The organism is Lewinella cohaerens DSM 23179 (assembly GCF_000379805.1).
Classification (GTDB): domain Bacteria; phylum Bacteroidota; class Bacteroidia; order Chitinophagales; family Saprospiraceae; genus Lewinella; species Lewinella cohaerens.
In genome coordinates this window covers 89103-110129 of sequence record NZ_KB903598.1, presented here as the reverse complement: position 1 = coordinate 110129, position 21027 = coordinate 89103, and the positions used below count along the sequence as shown (strand labels likewise).

Genomic DNA, 21027 nt, shown 5'->3' with positions numbered 1-21027 from the left:
GCGGCTGCTTTTGTACTTTTGCAAATACTATGTGACTATGATTTACTTGGTACCTGTACGGTAAAATCAAGTTGCATTCAACCAAAAGAAGCTCATGCTCAGTATTTTTCGCAAAGAAATTAATCTGTTTTTCAGCTCCCTGATCGGCTATATTGTTATCGGTGTTTTCCTGATAGTATTGGGACTTTTTATGTTTGTCTTTCCCGACACCAGCTTACTCAATTATGGCTTTGCTACGCTCGACCAGCTTTTTGCACTGGCGCCTAATATTTTCGTCTTCCTTATTCCGGCAATCACCATGCGTACTTTTGCCGAAGAACAACAAAGCGGAACGATTGAACTACTGATCACCCGTCCAATTTCTGACTGGCAAATCATTTTGGGCAAATACCTCGCGAGTTTTGCATTGATTGCCTTTGCCTTATTGCCTACCCTTTTTTACTACTATACGGTGTATGAATTGGGAGCGCCCCGTGGCAATCTCGACTCGGGTGGAATCCTTGGATCTTATATCGGCCTCCTTTTCCTGGCCGGAGGCTTTGCAGCCATCGGCATTTTTGCCAGCTCAATTACCCGTAATCAAATTGTAGCCTTCCTGGCAGCTACAGCGATGTGTTTCTGGTTTTTCTGGGGCTTCGACTACCTCAGTCGTTTACCTATCTTCATAGGCCAGGGTGATGATGTCGTACAAATGATGGGGATGCTTTACCATTATGACAGCCTAAGCCGTGGGGTGATAGACTCCCGCGATGTCATCTACTTTCTGAGTGCTTCCGGCTTTTTTCTCTTCCTCTCTATGCTGGCATTAGAGCGTAGAAAATGGTAACCCTCCAAAATCAGAGGTATACACAATTGCATGCAGACGTAATCCATTACGTTTTTACAAAAATCCCTTAGCGTGAATCGTAAGACACAAACCATCATTCAGTTTTTTCTAGGCTTAGGAGTGCTCCTTTTAATCAACATCGTGGCCAATAGCCGGATGGGGGGACGCCCACTTTATGGCGCCTTGGACTTGACTGAAGAAAAACGCTACACCCTCACAGAGGGCACGGAAACCTTGCTCGAAGCACAGGAAGACGTCATCTTTGTTCGCGTTTTACTAGAGGGCGAATTCCCGGCAGGATTTAAGCGTTTACAATCTGCTACCCGTGAGATGCTCGAAGATTTCCACTCGGAATCGCCCTACATTGAATATGAGTTCTATAATCCAAACGAAGGTACGGTCGACGAAATCAACACCCGTCGAGAGCAATACAAAGAAGAGGGCATCGTCCCTGTCAATCTTCGTGTAAAAGGCGTTGAAGGGACTTCTACTACCTCGATTTTTCCCTATGCTATTTTTTATAAAGGGGAGCGCTCTGTTTACGTCAACATTCTCGAAAACGAAATCCCCGGCGTGCCCAGCGATGTGGTGCTAAACAATGCCGTAGCGCTTTTAGAATATAAGTTTGCGAATGCTATTCAAAAACTAAACCGCTCTTATCGCGAAATCATTGCATTCAGCACCGGACAAGGAGAACTTCCGCCTATCCAAACGGCTGATTTGGAAAAAGAACTCCGGACCTATTACGATGTAGGCCGCTTGGCGATGGACAGTGTGGCTGTGATCCCTCAAGACATTTCTGCATTAATTATTGCAAAACCTACTCAGCCCTTCTCGGATAACAACAAGTTTAAAATTGACCAATACGTCATGAACGGAGGTAAGGTCATGTGGCTCCTCGACCGCGTAGCTGTAGACCTTGATAGTTTGCAAGGCCGGCCGGAGTATTACCCCAAACCTTACGACCTTAACATCGACGATCTGCTCTTCCGCTACGGGCTACGATTTAATGACGATTTGGTACAAGATCTACGTAGTACACGTATCCCCCTTGCTACTGGTATGTTGGGTAATGCACCTCAGTTTGACCTTTTCCGTTATCCTTACCATGTACTGGCACTGCCGCAGAGTAACCACCCCATCGTACGTAGCCTAGAAGCAGTCAACCTTTTCTACCCCAGCTCCATTGACCTTTCCCCGCGGACAAAAACGCCTATTGATAAAACCATCCTGCTAATGAGTAGTGATGCTGCCCGTTATCAGAAACTACCTGTTGGTCTCGATTTTGACTTTCTCCGCTACGACCTTGATCCAAACAAATTCCAACAGGACTCTTTGGTCATGGGGGTACTACTAGAAGGTACTTTCTCTAGTATGTACGAAAATAGGCTTACGCCTGAAAACTTGGCGGTCTTAGAAGATATCGGCGTAGAGTATCAAAGTCAAAGTGTTCCTAATGCTATGATTGTCGTCTCAGATGGAGACGTTGTAGCTAACCCTGTACGTCCCGATGGATCAGTTGTTCCCCTCGGGTATAATGTTTTCGAGAAATACCAATTCTCAAATAAAGACTTCCTTTTCAATGCACTGGAATACCTGCTCGACGACGGGGGGATCATCCAGGCCCGCGGTAAGGAAGTACGCCTACGTATGCTCAATAATGAGCGGGCCGAGGCGGAAGCTACATTTTGGAGAGTGATAAATATAGCGATCCCTGTAGCGCTCTTGTTGCTGTTTGGCCTGGTCTACTTCCTGCTGCGTCGGAGGAAATATGGGACAATAGGCAAAGAATAATATATTAAATGCATACTTGGCTATTAGGGTGGCTGTTATTTACATTTTACTGCATCTAGTCATTCAGGGCTTCGAGCATGTTGGCTTTGCAACCAGTATTATTCCAGGAGGTACATCAACCATTGCGACCTATATAGGTATTGAAACCATTTTATGGGTACTTGTAGGAATTACCCTGCTAAACTGGCTGGTCGCCACATTAACTCGAAAAATATAATCACCACTCAGTTGACACCTACACAGCCGAGATACATCGTACTCTACTGGATCAAACCTATTCCCTACCCCCTTTGTCGGCACTTTCACTCAATCTGGTTTGGATAAACCAGCGGAAGCCCGCACCTTTGCGGACAAATAAAAAAATTAATGAATCGTACCCTTATTTTATTAGTCGCTGTAGTAATCCTAGGTGCTGGTGCCTACTTTTTAATGAGCGAAGAGAAGCAGGGGACAGTGAGCTCCGTGGTTGGTGCAGACCGGGAATTCTCCGTACCTCGAGAGGATGTCTATAAGGTATTCCTGGGTGACCGCAACGGCAACCGTACGACCCTTACCCGTACATCTTCCGGATGGGTGTACAACGACGAATACCCTGCTCGACCAGATGCGGTAGAGAACCTTCTCACAGCTGTTGACAAAATACGGATGCGCTTCAAACCTGCTGACGCAGCCATCCCCAATATGATTGATGGTTTAGCTACCCAAGGTATCAAGGTAGAGATATACGGTAAGAATAACGAACTGCTAAAAACCTACTACATTGGTGGTGCAACCAATGATGAACGAGGTACACACATCATTCTTGATGGTGCAGAACAACCGTACGTAGCCGAAATTCCAGGCTGGGAAGGTAACCTCCGTTTCCGCTACAACCTTATTGGCGATGATTGGCGAGATCGTACCATCTTCCGACTAAACCCGGAAAACATCACCAGCGTTAGTGTTGAATATCCTAAACAACAAAACAAGTCTTTTAGGGTCGATTATGACGAAGCTGCCAAAGTAGAACCATTCTACCCTTTGACACCCCGTATACAAAAACCTTTGCAGCCCAGTAGAGTTCAGGCCTACCGTAATAACTTTGAAAAGATCATCGCTTCCGGCTTCAACAACCTAAACCGAGAAAGAGATGAAATCACCCAACAGATACCCTTTGCCATTATTACCGTAGATACTAAAAACGAGGATACTCAATCACTGCAACTGTTCCCGATCTTCGGTAAACCCTTCGTTGACCCTAAAACAGGTACAACTACTCAGCCGACGGAAGTAACAGGTTATTACGGCCTCACCCACGCCAATGATTTCATGATCTTACAAAACCCAATGGTAAGTAAAATACTGTGGGCTTACGACTTCTTCTACGAGTAGTAATTATATCTAAAATTCATCCAGCTTCATCGAGTTTGGTAGCAAGAGTAAAGAAATTATGGTAACTATATGAAGTCATTAGTTTGACAACTATTAGTTATCATTAACGCAACAAAAAATTATGGCAAATGCGCTACCTGCCATCACCCGGTACCTTCGTGCCTGCTACCAGGCCGACTATCGGGCGGTAAATCTCTTGAATTTTTTCAGCACCAAAGCCAATCATCAACACCTCTTCACCGATGAAGCTTTTCTCCAAGGCACCCTCGAAACTTTGCCCGTTGATACGGACTGGGCCAGCTCTTTAAGCAAACATACCTACCTCCATGGTAAAGAAGAGCAGCTCTATGTCCATGCTTTATTTTTGGTAGGGCGTACCCAGTTGCTTGGCAAACAACGTACCGTCTGCGCACCCCTATATTTAATTCCGGCAGAGCTTCACCACTTACAGGAAGTGTATCAGGTAAGCCTTGATTTTTCCGGCATGGTCATCAATCCTGCCTTAGCGGATGTACTTCAGGAGTTGAATACTGGAAATATCCCTTCCCTCTTAGATCACCTGAACACTATTTTGCCCACTGGCCCGCTCGATTTTGAACACCTACACGACCTAGAACTGCAGCTTGCCTCTATTTTCCCTGACTTAGTGTTAAATGATCTGGATGCGTTTCCTAAACCTATTAGCGAACAATCCCTCAAACAAAGCATACGAAAGCAAAAAGAAGGATTTACGCTTTTACCTCATACAGGGTTAGCAATGATGCAAAAAGCATCAGGATCATTGGGCATTCTTAATGAATTGGAAACCATTGCTCAGGGTACTACCTTTTCACCTGTTCTTCGAGAGTTATTCACCAATGACGACCTCGCACCCACCAACAAAAAACAAACACCTACCCCACTGCCCGTACTGTTAAGCAAGAATCAAAAGGCTATCCTCCAGGCAGCAGCTACACAAACGATCACTATGGTCAACGGTCCACCAGGGACGGGAAAATCCTTTACCATCGCTGCTATTGCTGCTGATCGACTCAGCCAAGGTGAGTCCGTACTTATTGCAGCCAAAAACCCACAAGCAGTTGAAGTTATTGCCGATAAATTGGAAAGAGACTTTCAACTTCCAGGCATTGCTATCCGCGCTACCCGGAAAGATTACCGTAAGCATTTACGCCGCCGACTAAAAGACTGGTTAAATGGTTTGGGGGTAAAATACGTTTACCCTTCTGATCAAAAGCGGGTAAAGATTGAACTGGATACTTTTCTTTCCCAAACAGCTAACTTGGAAGAGATTCTTGCGCTACGAGCTGATAAGGAGCTTAGTATGGGAAAGTTGATGACTAAGAATTACCTTAGTTGGCGGGAACGATTTCAGCGTTGGAGATTACGAAGAGCTTTTGACGGTATCACGCCAATGTGGGAACTCCACCAACAATTAGAACAAGCTAGCCATAAGTTACAACATCGTTCACGAAAACACCTGGAGGGCTTGTTTTCCGAATGCCTCACCAGCGCCTTACGCACTCATAGAAATGAGTTGCAACAAACGTGGGAAGCCCTTAAAAGTAAAACAGGCAATCAAAAAGAACGGTATTTCAACCAGATAAATTTCCGAAAGCTACTAAGCGCTCTTCCGGTATGGTTGGTCGATAGCAGTCATATTCAGGAGGTACTTCCTTTGGAAGCTGGCTTGTTTGATCTTGTCATTATTGACGAAGCTAGTCAATCAGATATGGCCAGTGCTTTCCCGCTGCTGCAACGGGCCAAAAGAGCCGTAATTGTGGGTGATCCCAAGCAACTTAGACATGTTTCCTTCCTCTCCAGGGAGCGACAGTTCGGTTTTGCACAACGCTTTCAATTACCTGCCACCGAACTAAACAACTTGCAGCAACGGCTCTCTTACCGTGACCACAGCTTACTTGATTTGGTGAGTAACCGCATCCAGCATCAACAAAACATCATTCTATTGGATGAGCATTTTCGCTCCTTACCAGGGATCATCAATTTTAGTAATGTAAACTTCTATCGGTCAAAACTAAAAATAATGACGGCACATCCGCATAATCATGCGCAAAAGTGCATTTTCCTGCATCGCTTAAATGGCGAAAGAGACGCCAGCGGGCATAACATCAAAGAAGCGAAAGCGATCCTCCGCAAAATAAGAAGTACCGTCGATCAAGAAAAGGAATTGGACTCAGCACTACACCAGTCCATTGGTTTACTTTCGCCTTTTAGGGCCCAAGTCGATTTTTTGCGGAAAGCCGTCAAGGAAGCATTCTCTACAGAAGAGCTTGCCCGACACCGCATCTTGATCGGTACACCACACGATTTTCAGGGAGAAGAACGAGACCTGATGCTAATTTCCTGGGTCGTTGATGCAACAACGCCTGCCGGTACTTACCGCTATCTTGCTAAAGAAAATGTCTTTAATGTAAGCATTACCCGGGCTCGGGCTGCTCAGTATATGTTCCTATCTGTTGATGTTCATCAGCTTCCCGCTGATCATCTATTGACACGTTATTTACAGACATCGGGCACAGTCGAAGCACCTCCAGCTATTGCTCAAAAATCCTCGTTTGATACCGATCCCTTCCTGGAAGAAGTGAGCCAATTTATTGCACAGCAAGGCACATCTACGATCTTGGAAAATTATCCTATTGCAGGGTTGGAAATTGATTTGGTTGTAGTCTATCAAGATCGAACTTATTGTATTGACCTCATCGGTTTCCCCGGCGTTTACGAAATGGCACTGCCCCTGGAACGATGGAGGATGCTGGAGCGACTGGGAATCCCCTGTTTCTCACTGCCTTATAGCCAGTGGGTGAATTCCCCAGAAGAAAGTAGGCAAGCGCTAAAAGCCTTCCTTTCAGTAACTCCCAAATAAGAAAAGGGCATAAATGAGGATTACCTCATCTATGCCCTTCCCAGTATCGCGCAGAAAACAACTCTTATTTGTTTCCGGCTATACTTTATTTCAACAACTGTAAGGCTGCTAAAATAAAGTAGAATTTAGTGCTGAACCGTGATCATACGGTTGCTTACACCAAGCTCAGTATCAACGCGAATCAAGTAAGTACCACTAGGCAAGCCAGCAGTCTCCAACTGAATACGCTCCTTCATTACATTATCTAAAGTACGGTTGATAATCACCTGTCCTTTGGTATTAAATACCACCAAACGGCCACTTGTTTGCTCTTCCAGATCGAAATCTAGGTTCACGTAAGTGTTAGCTGGGTTAGGGAATACAGAAACGGCGCCCTTAGGTAATTCTACTTCGCTGGTGCTAGTAACAACATCATTTCCAACACTCAAGCGTACTACAGGCACGATATCCTGACCGAAACCAGTCATACTCAAATCACCTTCGTTGCTTACATCAAGTGCAGCAGAGTAACGAATACGATCTAAAGAATCGGTGTAGAAAGTCATTGCCGCATAATCATAATCCTCAGAAGCTTGCAGGAACATCGCCTGATCGTCTTGCGTTGAGTACTGAATAGCAGCAATATAATTAGAACCTTCTGTCAATGGTAATGGCCCATCTTCGTTAGCCAATACAGTAATCAAACCATCACCTTCATTACCAGTAAATTCGTAAGAATTAAAACCATAGATTGTATACTCGTCTTGCTCAGCAATGAAACTTTCATTGGTATCTTCTGGCCACTCAAGTAATAAAACGGTAACAAAACGGCCTGCTAACTCATCTGCATTGGTTACACCAAAAGAGATGGTACGTGCATGTAGTGGTTCACCTTCCAGCGTCATATCACTATTGATGGTGTAAACATTACCATAGGTGTAGCTATCATCATCAGCAGGAGACACACCGCGGGTAGAACCGATTTCCTTAGCGAAAAGCGTATCACTTACTGCAAAAACGAACTGGTTGGTATTGTTGCCAGGGATCGCATCCATGTCATCACCATCATAGCTCAGTGAGTAGGTAGCCGTATAGATATCCGCTACAGCAGGAGGTGTAAATTCACTAGGGAAAAATACATTTTCTGCCGTTGAATCAGAAACAATATCAGTATAAACGATCTCGTCATTGTATACTTCTGAACCAGCATTGTTAGTGATCGTCATGTTCAAAGTTACGGTAGCTTGAGTAGCAGAACCAGCGTTAGCGATATCAGCGATAAAGCCGATAGGCTCTACCTGGCTAGCAGGTGTAAAAGCATTAGGAGCTACAGCAGCGAAAGCATTTACACGCATTTCGTTAGCTGGGCGAGGATCAGTCTCGGTCAAGACCATATCATCCACCTGCCAACTGTAACCACAAGCAGTAAGGTTACCACCATTGGCAGTACCACCGTCAGAAAGAAACTGGAAAGCAACATATACATTGTTAACACCAGCAGCAGCAGTAGACAAGTCCAACTGAATCGTCTGTGGGTTCTGAGCAGGATCACCATCAAGAACACCGCCAAAGTCATTGGCAGCAATACCAGGGAATACCTCGAAAGTAGCCCAGCTGGAAAGGTCATTTAAATCAGTACCTACACGAATTTGCGGACGGTCATTGAAACTACGGTAAAGTGTTTCAAATATCAACCAAACAGCAGCTTTATCAGAAGCATCGATAGCTGGTGAGATCAACCAAGCATCTTGTACCGTTTGTGAACAGTTCAAATCAGAATCAAAAGTAGCCCAACCGTCAGCAGCTGTGGTACTTGCGATAGGATCAGTTGCGAATGGTCCTGTAGGGCCATCCGTTCCGAATAACCAAGAGGCTGAAGGGCTGCCGTCTCCGGCTACTTCTACATTCATCCAGCCAGTAGGAACTCCACCATCACTGGTGAAAGATTCTGTAAAAAAGTCTTGTGCCTGTAGACCAAAGGTGGTCAATGACAAACAGAATAAGGCGATTACGTAATTCTTCAATTGCATAAAATCAGATTTTTTTTTTAAATAAGCAAATCATCAGGCTTACACCTGAAAATTAACGAATCAACATTTGATTCATCGTTGTTTTTTAGAGAGAGAATGCAAAGATAAAGGTTTATTGCCAAGCTAACTACTTTGTGGTTACATTCAACTGATTATCGTCGCCTGTTTTGCATAAGCTTAATCATTCGGAACCTAAAGCAGCGTACTCTTTGGCTAATTGATGCTTATCAACGGGTACTACCCCTACCTTCTCGCAAACTTGCCCACCTGCCAGGTTGGCTAAACGAGCAATCATCGATAATTCCATTTTGGCAGCCAAGCCAAGGGCCATTATACTTATTACTGTATCTCCAGCTCCACAAACATCAGCAATAGTACGTTCGTAGGTAGGAATAATCTCACTCAATTCATTACCTGCGACGAATACTCCTTTTTCCGACAAAGTAATCATCGTGTAAGCATTGCCCAAACGCTTATTTACCTCTGCTGCTGCTTTTTTCAAACTTGACAGATTCGCCTCTAAATGAGGGTCAATTTGTTGTTGGATTTCCCGAAGATTAGGTTTAAACAATGTTACATCTCGATAAGCCCAGAAATTGTCATATTTGGGGTCGACTGCCGTAGGGATACCCCTATGGAGCGCTTCCTGCATCACCTGCTGGATTAAACCTGGGGTTAGCACCCCTTTATTGTAGTCCTGAAAAAGGATAAGATGGATGTCTTCTTGATTGAACAAATTCTTCAGTTGCTCCATCAACTGCTCAACAATTGGTTCTTTGATCGGGCTAGTATCTTCCCGATCAACACGCAACAGGTGTTGGTTTTGAGCCAGCACCCTGGTTTTCACAGTAGTAACTCGACCTGGATGCTCCAGAAGGTAGTTCGCAGAAATGTTAGCCGCTGGCAGGAGCTGCTGCAACAATTTACCATTATCATCAGCTCCAATCACGCTAAACAAATACGGAGTAGCCCCCATAGCTTCGATATTCAACGCGACATTGGCCGCTCCTCCCAGCCTATTGTCTTCTGAACGTAAGTGTACAACCGGCACTGGTGCCTCTGGCGAGATACGATCAACTTTGCCGCTGAGGTAGCGGTCAATCATCACATCGCCAATAACGACAATATTGAGTTGGGAAAACTGTCCTAAAAAATCGGCTGAATTCATTGATTAGTGGTCTGTCAGGAGCCGCAAAAATAAGAAAAAATGTTAGAGCATATTTAGCAGGATAGGCCACGGGGTTAACGGATCAAACCAATTTACGCGGATAATTTATTACTCTACCTCTACAATTATGCTACTATGCTCTATTTCTCCTTCATTATCCATACAGACATAATTGATATTTCTATTTACCCAAATGGCAAGGCCTCAACAATCCTCCTAGCAGCCCCTTGATTGGTCACCAGGTAATCACCTACTGCTTGCTGTGCTTTGGCCAATACTGTTTCATCCTGAAAATCATTGAAATAGCGTTCGAAATCCTGAAAATCCGCAATTTCAAAAGCCCCGCCTTGGCTTTTCAATGTTAATGCCTCTTGAAATTTGTGATGATTTGGTCCAAAGAGGATAGGTAGGCCATGTGCTGCCGGCTCCAGGGTATTGTGAATACTTTTACCGAATCCTCCACCAATATAAGCCAGTTCGCCGTAGTGATATACGCGCGAGAGCATGCCGATCGTATCCAGAATCATTACGCGGCAGGAGGCTAAATTAGCCGAATCCTTTAATTGAGAGTAACGACAAAATGGGACTTTCAACTGAGCTTCTATACTTTTCAAATGCGCCTCGCTAATATCGTGCGGAGCCAACAATAGCTTCCACCCTTCTCCCCAATAGGTTTGTTGCCTCAGTAAAATTTGCTCGCCAGCAGGCCAGGTGCTACCACCTATAAACAAACGCTCCTGCCCTTTAAAAGCAGCCACCAGTGGGAAATCAATATCCTGCTGTGCGATCGACAACACCCGATCCACACGAGGGTCACCAGCGACCGTAACATCAGAAATACCCTGACCAACTAATAAGTCCTTGTCCGTTTGGTTTTGTACAAAAAGGTGTTGAAAACCCTGCAATAGTCCTAAAAAATAGTTGCCATACCACTTAAAGAAAAGCTGCCCGGGGCGAAAGCTGCCCGCAACAAGGAAGACCGGGATATTTGCGGCAAAAAGGGCCTTTAGATGGTAAACCCAGAATTCATACTTTACAAAAACAACAATAGTTGGGCTTAAAATTTCTAACCACTGTTGCGCATTACGCGGGCTATCAGCCGGCAAGTAGGCCACATAATCGGCATGAGGGTAATCAGCTTGTTGCTCGTAACCAGATGGGGAATAAAAACTTAATACAATCTGAAAATCCGGGTATTTCTCACGAACAAGCTCCAATACGGGGCGCCCTTGCTCAAATTCGCCTAAACTGGCGCAATGCATCCAAAGCACTTTAGCCCCGGCGGGAAGCGTGCTTCTCCACGACCGTAATTTTTGCGGCCAATCTTTTCTACCCTCCACCCAGGCTTTTGCCTTTGGTCTAAACCAGGAAGCCAGATAGATGGCAGTATGATATAAGCTTATTGCTAATCGGTAAATGAATGCAACCACTCCTTAGTATTGCGCAGAAAATAAAATGTGATTTTCCTTAAGTTTTTCAAATAGTTAAAACACTTTAAATGAACCGTTTATTCAACTATTATGAAAAACAAAATCATATTTTATTTTCGTGCTGTTTCTTAATAATAAACTTCTTCTGCATTTCCCAGATAAAAAGGCAGAGTAAAACTAAAACGGAAGCCCGCTAAAATATCCAACCGTTTTTCCGTGTCGGCAACTCTTGAACTGAAATCAAAAGAGCGGCGACTTTGGGTAAACCCTTCATAAAATTCAAAGCCAGCTGTAATGTTGATCCCCGTATTTTTTCCAATTACCTGATACCCTACAAACTGGTGCAAGGTCAGACCGTTAGTCAGGCGGTCGTAGCCTTTCAAGTACTCTCCTTCAAGCTGAGGTACCGCACGAAAGGGATCTTCCTGAATACGTATGCGATGTTGAAGTAGACCTGCACCCAGATTAAGACGAATACCTGAACGAGGGTTATCTTCAAAAAGACTAATGAGCCGACCGGCCCGCAAGCCAAAATAGCTCCCACGCTGACGCAATTGAATATCCGCAGGAGATCGATCATTCCCAATGATAACACCTGACTCGGTCCGGAGGCCTGCCAGTACATCTTCTTCTACATTACTACCAAAAAGATACATTCCCTGTATGCCAATGATCCAGTTACTTTCTGTAATAAAGTCCAAGGATATCTCTGGGGCAAAACCCAGTCCAAAGCGTTCATCCAAATCACCGAGTGGCACCTCTGGAGCGTAGCCAAAATTGAGCAAGAGGGCTTTTCCTGAATTGGTTTTACCCCAACCCTGGCCCTGAAGGCCCGTTTGAAGCATAAGTAGCAGCAGCATTATGCTAACTGTTTTACAGGCTGTAGCTTTTAGCGGAAAACAATTTTTCATCTCTTAAAAATTTGATCGCAAAGATAGGAGGCTTTTTAAGACTTGGTAGAGTGTCAAAAAACAACCCTTCTATTTGTTCTACACATTGCGAATTGATCACAGAATTTTTTCATCAAAACTTAACAAGAAATCCTTTTTCGGGCTGCAACGGATTCTACTATCTTTGCTGCCGAAAAAAATAGTCTTGTACCATTTTCAGAATGGGCCATCTTAAAACGTTGGATAAATACTCAATATCATTATGCCAAGAATTCTTATCACCGGTGGAGCTGGTTTTTTAGGTTCGCACCTTTGTGACCGCTTTATCAAGGAGGGGTATCAGGTTATTGCTATGGACAATTTGCTGACTGGCAGTAAAGATAATATCGCCCACCTATTTCCTCTCCCGGAATTTGAGTACTACCATAATGATGTTTCCAATTTCGTCCATGTTGCGGGGCCACTGGATTACATCCTTCACTTCGCTTCTCCTGCCAGCCCTATCGACTACCTAAAGATGCCTATTCAAACTCTAAAGGTTGGTGCCCTTGGCACACATAACTTATTGGGCTTGGCCAAAGAGAAGAAGGCACGCATCCTTGTTGCCTCTACTTCCGAAGTTTATGGCGATCCGCTTATTCATCCACAACCAGAGGAATATTGGGGCAATGTCAACCCTGTTGGTCCACGTGGTGTCTACGATGAGGCAAAACGATTCTTAGAGGCCATTACCATGGCTTACCATAATTATCACGGTTTGGAAACTCGAATTATTCGCATTTTCAATACCTATGGGTCACGTATGCGCACCGATGATGGCCGTGTCCTCCCTGCCTTTTTCTCCCAAGCTATTCGCGGAGAAGGGCTGACCATTTTCGGTGATGGTTCACAATCCCGTTCCTTTTGCTACGTTGATGATTTAGTAGAAGGTATTTATCGCTTACTTTTAAGTGATTACCACCTACCCGTTAATATCGGCAATCCTGATGAAATCACTATCATGGACTTCGCAAAGGAGGTCTTAGCCTTAGTGAACAACCCAGCAGCCCATATCATTCACCATGATTTACCGGTAGATGACCCCAAAATCCGACAGCCAGATATCACCAAAGCAAGAGAGATTCTTGGTTGGGAACCGACCATTGATCGGGAAGAAGGGTTAAAACGGACATTCGAATACTTTAAAACCGTCGTTAAGTAATTTATTTATGGCAAAGACTTTAATAACCGGTGGAGCCGGATTCATTGGCTCTCATTTAATTCACCTGCTCGTCAACAAGTACCCCGGAGAGCAGTTTGTGAATCTTGATGCCTTGACTTATGCAGGTAATCCAGAGAACCTGAAAGCCATTGAAGATGCCCCGAACTATAGTTTCGTCAAAGGCGACATTACTGACTTTGCTTTTCTTGAGCAACTCTTTGCCGAGCATCAATTTACCGGCGTAATCCACCTGGCCGCAGAGTCGCATGTTGATCGTTCGATTGCCAACCCCATGGCTTTTATCATGACCAATGTTGTGGGTACCGTAAATTTGCTCAATGCGGCTAAAAATAGTTGGCAAAGTGATTATTCCGGAAAACGATTTTACCATGTTTCTACGGATGAAGTCTATGGTTCTTTAGGAGCCGAAGGCTTGTTTACGGAAGAAACCGCCTATGATCCTCGCTCACCCTATTCCGCCTCCAAAGCCAGCTCTGATCACTTTGTACGAGCCTGGCAACATACTTATGGCTTACCGGTAGTGATCTCGAATTGTTCAAATAATTATGGCCCTTACCAGTTTCCTGAAAAGCTCCTGCCATTAATGATCAATAATATTCGTCACGAAAAGCCACTGCCCGTCTACGGTGATGGCTCTAATGTTCGTGATTGGCTTTGGGTGGAAGACCATGCTGCAGCTATTGATCTTATTTTCCGGGAAGGAAGAGAGGGGGAAACCTATAATATCGGAGGCAATAACGAATGTTCCAACCTTGGTTTAGTACACCAATTGTGTGATGTTGTTGATAGTCTTCTTGGACGTGCCCCAGGCAGTTCTCGTAAGTTAATTACTTTCGTAAAAGACCGCCCAGGACATGATCAGCGATACGCTATTGATGCATCAAAAATCAAAGCAGAACTTGGTTGGGAACCGACCATTGGTGTAGAAGAAGGCCTGCAACGAACGGCCAAGTGGTACCTAAATAATACCGAGTGGCTGGAAAGGGTTACCTCGGGTGCTTACCGGGAATATTATGCCCAACAATACCAATAGCCTCCATGAAAACTCCTACCATCGGGTTACTTACCCTCCTTTTTTTAGTTTCTTTTTCGTGCAGGCAGTCAACAACTCCTGACCCAACCACGGTAGCTGCCACAAAAGGTGAATACCTTCAAGCTGTCATTGAAATCCCTGCCGGCACCAATCATAAAATTGAATACAATTACGCTAGCAAGCAATTTCTTAATGACCAATTGGAGGGCAAAGACCGGGTCATCAACTTCCTCCCCTACCCTGGCAACTATGGCTTTATCCCCAGCACACTGATGGACAAAGAACGAGGAGGCGACGGAGATGCTTTGGATGTTCTGGTCTTGAGTGAATCCGTTCCAACAGGAACTATCATGGAGGTAATCCCCATCGGTGCATTGATGCTTCGTGATCGTCAGGAAATAGACACCAAGATTATCGCCATTCCTGCTGACCCTCAACAACAAGTCATTAAAGCCGAGGATTTTATGACATTTGCTTTGCGCTACGATGCTGCCCGTAGAATTATTGAAGACTGGTTTCAAAACTACAAAGGAGCTGAAGGGGTAGAAATCGTACGTTGGGAAGATGAACAATATGCAATACAAGAGGTTGAAAAGTGGAAAAAAGAATAAACATTTGTTATACTATCATTCTTATTCACTGATCGCGACTGGTTGGTCATCTGTATCAATAAAGTGATGACAATGTAAAGGGTGGTTCAACCATACTACCTCCTATATCGTTACTGTATACGATTGATTTGACTCTACCATGACAGAAACACCCGTACAGGAGCAGAAACGACCAGATTGCCCGCTTATGCGAAAGCACAAAGCTGCTCTACCTTCTGTTTCGAATTCTTCTTCCTTACTCAATAACTCCTTGGATATCATCACGCTTCCTTCCGGCTGGCAGATAAATACTTTCACTTCGCTTACAGAAGGAAAGACTTACTGGGAACAGCTTTCCGGCTCGGATGATTTTTTTCTATCCGGAGATTTTTTTAGTCTAATCGACGATATTGACCTTAAAGGAGTAGCTACAGGCTTTGCCATTTTTGAGCACCCCAACCACGATAGTTTTGGTCTGGTACTACAAACGTTTTCCTTCAACCCGGAGGAACAGATGGGTAAACTTGACCAAAATGATCAATATGGCCGATTCCAGCGTCTTGCAAAACAGGCAAAAGATATTCTAGCTAAAATCTTACGGTTCCGTATCCTTTCCATAGGTCAGTTATTACTTACAGGAAACCATGGTTTACGAGGAAACTATAAGCTCTCTACTAACGAACTAGCGGCGCTTATTAGCGAAGGCTGTGAAGCCATTGCCCGTATTTGGCCCGAACGTATCCATGGGATCATGATCAAAGATTTGCCCTTGGATCAACACCCTAGAGCGCATGCCTATCATCCACTGCCTGTACAACCCAATATGGTGTTGCATTTAGACCCGAGTTGGTCTAAATTCACCGATTACCTAGATGCTATGAGTTCTAAATACCGGGTAAGAGCACGCCGTGCCAGGAAGAAAGGAGATGAATTGATAAGAAGAGAGCTTAGCCTAGATGAAACCAAAGAGCGGCAAGCCGAAATGCACCGGATGTATTGTATTATTGCGGAACAGTCGGATTTCAATGCCGTTGTTCTTCCAGCGCATTACTTCACCAATTGGCAAGAACAATTTCCCGGTAAGTTTAAAATATGGGGTTATTTCCTGGAAGAAGAATTCATTGGGTTTTCAACAGCTGTTTACAACGGTAAAGAATTGGAAGCTCATTTTTTAGGCTTTGAAGCCGACTATAACCGGAGCCACCAGTTGTACCTCAACATGCTTTATGATTTGGTACAAGAAGCAATTATAGCAGGAAGTAAAGAGTTGATTTTCTCTCGTACAGCCCTGGAGATAAAAAGCTCTGTAGGGGCTGTGGCCGAAGATTTATATTGCTGGATGCGGGCACGGTATACCCTGGTGAATCCATTAGTGCCTATTGTTGCTAAATTTATCGCTCCACTTCCAGAGTGGGAGCCAAGGCATCCGTTTAAAGATTAAAAAAGCACTTTCTATCGGCCAGTTCTTCTATTATTTTCGTTCTCCGTAGAGTCAGGTTGAGGCACTGGACTGCTACCGCTATCGCGGAAGCTTTCCTTTTTTGCTACCAACTTTTGATTGGCAGTGCCTTCTACAATCGGTTTAGCTGGCGTAATATCCAAATGACTGGGCGCTTTTTCTATAGCATTTGATGATTGATCATCTACAATGATTTGTAATTCTTCCAGTTCAAGCGGCATTTGCTGTTGTGCCAACACGCCAGTCTGCCCCTGCTCTGACAACCACATGAACACTACCGACAGCCCTAACAATAGTGCCAATCCAGCAGCAATACTAAGTGGCCGAGCCAACTGTCGAACTCCCCGCGGACGGGCAACAGTTGGTCGTTTAGAAGCAATCCTACCTTCGATGCGGGCCCAAGCCTCTGGCGAAGGTGACTGCTCTAATTCATCTGATTTTTCCCTAAAGAGGTCAAAGATATCCTTCTTTGCCATGGTGTTGTTGTTTATAAAGTGCTGTTCTGACAATCCTATCCAGCGGTATCTTTCATACGATCGCGTACGCCGGGGTAATTGACATTCAGTAATGATTCTTGTAAACGTTTCTTCGCTAAAATCAACTGTGATTTGGATGTATTGATACTGATCCCCAGTTCTTCTGCGATTTCACGGTGTTTAAACCCTTCTATCACATACAGGTTAAAAACGGTACGGTAGCCTGTAGGCAACTGGTCTAGCAAGTATAAAATATCCTGGGCTGCCAACTCTGCTACCACGTTCTGATCAGATCTAAGGTCAAAGTATTCTTTGATTTCATAAGCATTCCGTAGAGCGTGTTTCTTACGTAAAAACATCAAAGCTTCATTGACCATAATTCTCCGAACCCAACCCTCAAAGCTACCTTTTCCGGTATACTGTTCCAGGTTTTGGAATACCTTACAGAAACCTTCTACCAGCACATCTTCCGCATCTTCCGCACGGGATAGATACCTCCGACAAACCCCCAGCATTTTCGGCGAAAAAGTTTCGTACAAACGACGTTGTGCCAGAGGGTCTTGCTTTTGGCAAGCTGATATGAGTTGTTGTTCTGTCACCTGGTAGTGTGATTAATTTCCGTAAACAAGATGCAACATTTTCAGGGAATGGTGTTTTGGCAACTGAATAAAAGTAACTCTTTGGCATTTTATAAACGCTTAAGTCAGTGTTTTCAGATGTAAAACAAGGGCAACTTTAGCTTAGAAATCGGTTTTCCACAGAGGGTTGTCCAAAAAAAAATAGCCTTTGACTGATGGAAAAACTATTTTTGCAGCTTTATTTTTCTCAAAATACTANAAATGATCCAGGAAGATAATCGTTACCTCCTGCCGTCGGGCATTGATCCACTAGCATTGGCCACAGAATATGGCTGTCCTCTTTACATTTATGACAGTTCAGTCATTAAACGCCAGTATGATCGTATCACCAAAGCCTTTGCAGTAAAACGGTTAAAGATCAATTACGCCTGTAAAGCCAACACTAACCTGAGCATCATGCGGCTTTTGCAGGGCTGGGGAAGTGGCCTTGATACTGTTTCTGTACAAGAAGTAGAACTAGGCTTGCAAGCCGGCTTTAAGTCAGAAGATATTATCTATACGCCCAATTGCGTGTCTTTGGAAGAGATTGCAGAAGCTGTAGACTTGGGCGTAAGAATCAATATTGACAATATTTCTATTCTGGAACAATTTGGCCACCAGTTTCCAGATGTTCCTGTTTGTATCCGAATCAACCCACACATCATGGCTGGCGGAAATTCTAAGATCTCCGTTGGGCATATTGATTCGAAGTTTGGAATTTCCATCCACCAACTACCTCATGTTTTAAAGGTGGTCTCTACCCTTAATTTAAAGGTAGAAGGCATCCACATGCATACTGGGTCTGATATCTTAAATGCAGCCTCTTTTCTACAAGCGGCTGAGATTTTGCTCAATTGTGCCAAAGAATTCCCCGATTTAGACTATATAGATTTTGGCAGTGGATTTCGGGTCCCCTACAAGCCCGGTGGTATTGCTACCGACATTGAAGACTTTGGTGAGCAACTCAGCGAGCGGTTCAATGAATTTTGCTCCACCTACGACAGAGATCTCATGCTGATGTTCGAACCTGGAAAATTCCTGGTCAGTGAATCTGGCTATTTCCTCGCGAGATGCAACGTCGTGAAAACGACTCCTGCTACTGCCTTTGTGGGTGTTGACTCCGGGTTGAATCACCTGATTCGCCCCATGATGTACGATGCTTATCATCATATTACCAACCTGAGTAACCCTGAAGGTAAGAAGCGTATATATACTGTAGTAGGCTATATCTGTGAAACTGATACTTTCGGCGCCAACCGCCAACTCAGTGAAGTACGAGAAGGTGATGTTATTTGTTTGCACAATGCGGGGGCATACTGTTTCTCAATGGCATCAAACTATAATAGCCGCTACCGACCAGCCGAAGTATTGGTCCACGAAGGCAAGGCCTACCTCGTACGTAAACGAGAAACCATGGAGGATATCCGCCGTAATCAGGTGGATGTGTTTGCTGCAGTAGAAACAATCGAATAGCACAAAAAAGCCATAAAACACAAACGATCACCAACAACATAAGTCATCCCGAATTTTGGCTAAGGCCAAAATCCAGCCTGGCTTTAACTTAGAAAGAGTCCGTAAATAGCTAAAAAGAGTGATTTATCCGGCTTTTTGTAGAAGACCCCATGATTTCACTAGTGAAATCATGGGGTCTCGTCTTTAACGATAGGTTTTGCAGTTGGTCAGCACGGATTTTGATGACAATCAAAATTCGGGATGACTCATGTTTTCAATTCATTAATTAATCAAATACAAAACCAAACAATAATAAATAAAGACTTATAAACAAATAAATAGCTTTACATGTCTATATGGTAGTAAAACTATTAAATTATGAAATATCTATTTTCCAGTCTTCTACTTATTACTTTAAGTTTAAGCGCTATCCAAGCTCAGGTGCAAGTTCCATCCAATGTGAACCAGCAATTCGAGCTACAATATCCTACCGTAGAAAACCCACACTGGGAATATCGTGAAGGAGCAATCGTTGCGATGTTTCAATTAGAAGGTCTACTCACTAAAGCCTTTTACGAGAAAAACGGGAGCTGGCGTGAAACCAGAACAAGAATTGACACGTCCAACTTACCAGTTGGTGTTAATAATTTCCTTAACACTAATTACAAGGAAGCCAATTACACTTATGTGGGGCGGGTAGAGACTAATGATGGAGATCTCTTTCGAATCGAATCTGAATTCCGAAACAGTGTAATTATAAAGACCCTCACTCCTGAAGGACAACTCGTACAAGAAGAATGGATCAATTATTCCTTAATGGATCAAGAGGTTACAGCTCCACTACCATCGATACGGCCCTTCCCAGTCAAGGAAACACCAAAGTAAACGACCACTTCTTCCTTCTACTTTACACGCTAAAATTATACTTATGAAAAACCTGATGCTTGTTTTAATAGCAATATTCTTTAGTACAACAATCCATAGTCAAGTTCTACAATGTTTACCTCGCGATGGAGAAGGCCTAAAGAATAAAAGTAACAAAGCGGTTTTTTGGATCAACCCAATCGGTTTACAGCCATCTATATTTTTCAATAAAGAGGGTATTGATACTCATAGGAATCGTAAATGGTGGCGTAACTCTACGGTCTCTCCTACCAGTGTTTTATTAGGAAAAGAACAAATGGGTTACCACACTTTTGCCCCAAAAGTCAATAGGTCCCCAATTGACTTTCAAAAGTGCTCAATCAATTCTTCTCCTGTACTCAAAAAATTTGGGAGTACGATTCCTAAAGTTGTTCCATTATGGGAGAGCACCAAAATGGTCAAATAACAAAAGTGCATTATTAACAGTCGGGTAAAACAGAGAGGTCTGGCCATTGTGGTCAGGCCTTTTTAAATCCAAGTTCAGCAATAATCTTTTCCACAATAGTTACAAGCTCGCTACTTGTATTCCCTGTGGACCGTTTCCGGAGCGAAGGCAGGTATACAAACAGCCAAGTATTCACACGCCTCCTCAAAAGGATTGGCGTATTGAATACGGGTATTCTTATTGATCTTAATAGACTGCCCAGCCTCAAGAATCACTATTTCTCCGGCTATATTGAATTGCTTTTTCCCACGTATGATATAAGTGTATTCATCAAACTCGGGTGTCTGAAAAGGCTCACTCCACCCAGGGGGTGCAATCATGTGAGCTATACTCAGGTGTGATTCCCCTGTAGAGGCCAGGCCAAAATGTTCTTCGATCAACTTTCCATCGGTTGTTGGAACAATAAAGGGGGCGGTTTGTAGGGTGTATGGTTTATTCAT

18 protein-coding genes are annotated in these 21027 nt (G+C 43.9%); 11 read left to right on the top strand and 7 right to left on the bottom strand.

Going from position 1 to position 21027, the window contains the following annotated elements; all coding sequences use genetic code 11:
- Positions 1–94 precede the first annotated feature (94 nt).
- From gldF to A3EU_RS0126045, 4 genes are all read left to right on the top strand, one after another.
- Positions 95–826: a gliding motility-associated ABC transporter permease subunit GldF gene (gene gldF, locus A3EU_RS0126065; RefSeq protein WP_020539129.1), complete on the top strand. Its 732-nt coding sequence runs from the start codon at positions 95–97 to the stop codon at positions 824–826.
- A gap of 72 nt (positions 827–898) precedes the next feature.
- Positions 899–2620 (top strand): gliding motility-associated ABC transporter substrate-binding protein GldG, encoded by a 1722-nt coding sequence (gldG, locus tag A3EU_RS0126060; RefSeq protein WP_020539128.1) that lies wholly within the window; start codon positions 899–901, stop codon positions 2618–2620.
- Positions 2621–2986: 366 nt separating this feature from the next.
- A complete protein-coding gene (locus A3EU_RS0126050) occupies positions 2987–3991 on the top strand; it encodes a DUF4340 domain-containing protein (protein WP_020539126.1) in 1005 nt (334 codons plus the stop codon).
- Between the two features lie 121 nt (positions 3992–4112).
- On the top strand, positions 4113–6872 hold the full coding sequence (locus tag A3EU_RS0126045) for a DEAD/DEAH box helicase (RefSeq protein WP_020539125.1): 2760 nt from the start codon (positions 4113–4115) through the stop codon (positions 6870–6872).
- Between the two features lie 125 nt (positions 6873–6997).
- Here the strand turns inward: A3EU_RS0126045 and A3EU_RS0126040 are convergent, their stop codons facing one another.
- The 4 genes from A3EU_RS0126040 to A3EU_RS0126025 all read right to left on the bottom strand — a co-directional run bounded on the left by A3EU_RS0126040 (position 6998) and on the right by A3EU_RS0126025 (position 12339).
- Complete coding sequence (locus tag A3EU_RS0126040) at positions 6998–8881, bottom strand: T9SS-dependent choice-of-anchor J family protein (protein WP_020539124.1); 1884 nt, start codon at positions 8879–8881, stop codon at positions 6998–7000.
- 181 nt (positions 8882–9062) lie between these two features.
- A complete protein-coding gene (locus A3EU_RS0126035) occupies positions 9063–10049 on the bottom strand; it encodes a bifunctional heptose 7-phosphate kinase/heptose 1-phosphate adenyltransferase (RefSeq protein WP_020539123.1) in 987 nt (328 codons plus the stop codon).
- Positions 10050–10234: 185 nt separating this feature from the next.
- Positions 10235–11389: a 3-deoxy-D-manno-octulosonic acid transferase gene (locus A3EU_RS0126030; RefSeq protein ID WP_169433400.1), complete on the bottom strand. Its 1155-nt coding sequence runs from the start codon at positions 11387–11389 to the stop codon at positions 10235–10237.
- 218 nt (positions 11390–11607) lie between these two features.
- Positions 11608–12339: a hypothetical protein gene (locus A3EU_RS0126025; protein WP_020539121.1), complete on the bottom strand. Its 732-nt coding sequence runs from the start codon at positions 12337–12339 to the stop codon at positions 11608–11610.
- 292 nt (positions 12340–12631) lie between these two features.
- Here A3EU_RS0126025 and A3EU_RS0126020 point away from each other — a divergent pair, with 292 nt between their 5' ends.
- From A3EU_RS0126020 to A3EU_RS33330, 4 genes are all read left to right on the top strand, one after another.
- On the top strand, positions 12632–13570 hold the full coding sequence (locus A3EU_RS0126020) for a UDP-glucuronic acid decarboxylase family protein (RefSeq protein WP_020539120.1): 939 nt from the start codon (positions 12632–12634) through the stop codon (positions 13568–13570).
- A gap of 7 nt (positions 13571–13577) precedes the next feature.
- Entirely contained in the window at positions 13578–14624 is a 1047-nt protein-coding gene (gene rfbB, locus A3EU_RS0126015) for a dTDP-glucose 4,6-dehydratase (RefSeq protein ID WP_020539119.1), read from the top strand.
- Positions 14625–14629: 5 nt separating this feature from the next.
- Entirely contained in the window at positions 14630–15235 is a 606-nt protein-coding gene (locus A3EU_RS0126010) for an inorganic diphosphatase (RefSeq protein WP_020539118.1), read from the top strand.
- Between the two features lie 187 nt (positions 15236–15422).
- Complete coding sequence (locus A3EU_RS33330; protein WP_020539117.1) at positions 15423–16655, top strand: GNAT family N-acetyltransferase; 1233 nt, start codon at positions 15423–15425, stop codon at positions 16653–16655.
- 11 nt (positions 16656–16666) lie between these two features.
- On the opposite strand, the gene A3EU_RS0126000 is transcribed toward A3EU_RS33330, so the two are convergent.
- Together A3EU_RS0126000 and A3EU_RS0125995 are read right to left on the bottom strand one after the other, a co-directional pair.
- Positions 16667–17149, bottom strand: a complete 483-nt coding sequence (locus A3EU_RS0126000; protein ID WP_020539116.1) for a hypothetical protein — start codon at positions 17147–17149, stop codon at positions 16667–16669.
- Between the two features lie 35 nt (positions 17150–17184).
- Positions 17185–17748, bottom strand: a complete 564-nt coding sequence (locus A3EU_RS0125995; protein ID WP_020539115.1) for an RNA polymerase sigma factor — start codon at positions 17746–17748, stop codon at positions 17185–17187.
- Positions 17749–17988: 240 nt separating this feature from the next.
- Here A3EU_RS0125995 and lysA point away from each other — a divergent pair, with 240 nt between their 5' ends.
- From lysA to A3EU_RS0125980, 3 genes are all read left to right on the top strand, one after another.
- Positions 17989–19239 carry a diaminopimelate decarboxylase gene (gene lysA, locus A3EU_RS0125990; RefSeq protein ID WP_020539114.1) on the top strand — a complete coding sequence of 417 codons (1251 nt, stop codon included), beginning with the start codon at positions 17989–17991 and terminating at the stop codon, positions 19237–19239.
- A 357-nt stretch (positions 19240–19596) separates the two neighbouring features.
- Positions 19597–20103, top strand: coding sequence for a hypothetical protein (locus tag A3EU_RS0125985; RefSeq protein ID WP_020539113.1), 507 nt, complete (start codon positions 19597–19599; stop codon positions 20101–20103).
- A 43-nt stretch (positions 20104–20146) separates the two neighbouring features.
- Positions 20147–20548 carry a hypothetical protein gene (locus A3EU_RS0125980; RefSeq protein WP_020539112.1) on the top strand — a complete coding sequence of 134 codons (402 nt, stop codon included), beginning with the start codon at positions 20147–20149 and terminating at the stop codon, positions 20546–20548.
- A 110-nt stretch (positions 20549–20658) separates the two neighbouring features.
- Here the strand turns inward: A3EU_RS0125980 and A3EU_RS0125975 are convergent, their stop codons facing one another.
- The gene (locus A3EU_RS0125975) at positions 20659–21027 is read right to left on the bottom strand and encodes a cupin domain-containing protein (RefSeq protein ID WP_020539111.1); all 369 of its coding nucleotides are present in this window, start codon (positions 21025–21027) and stop codon (positions 20659–20661) included.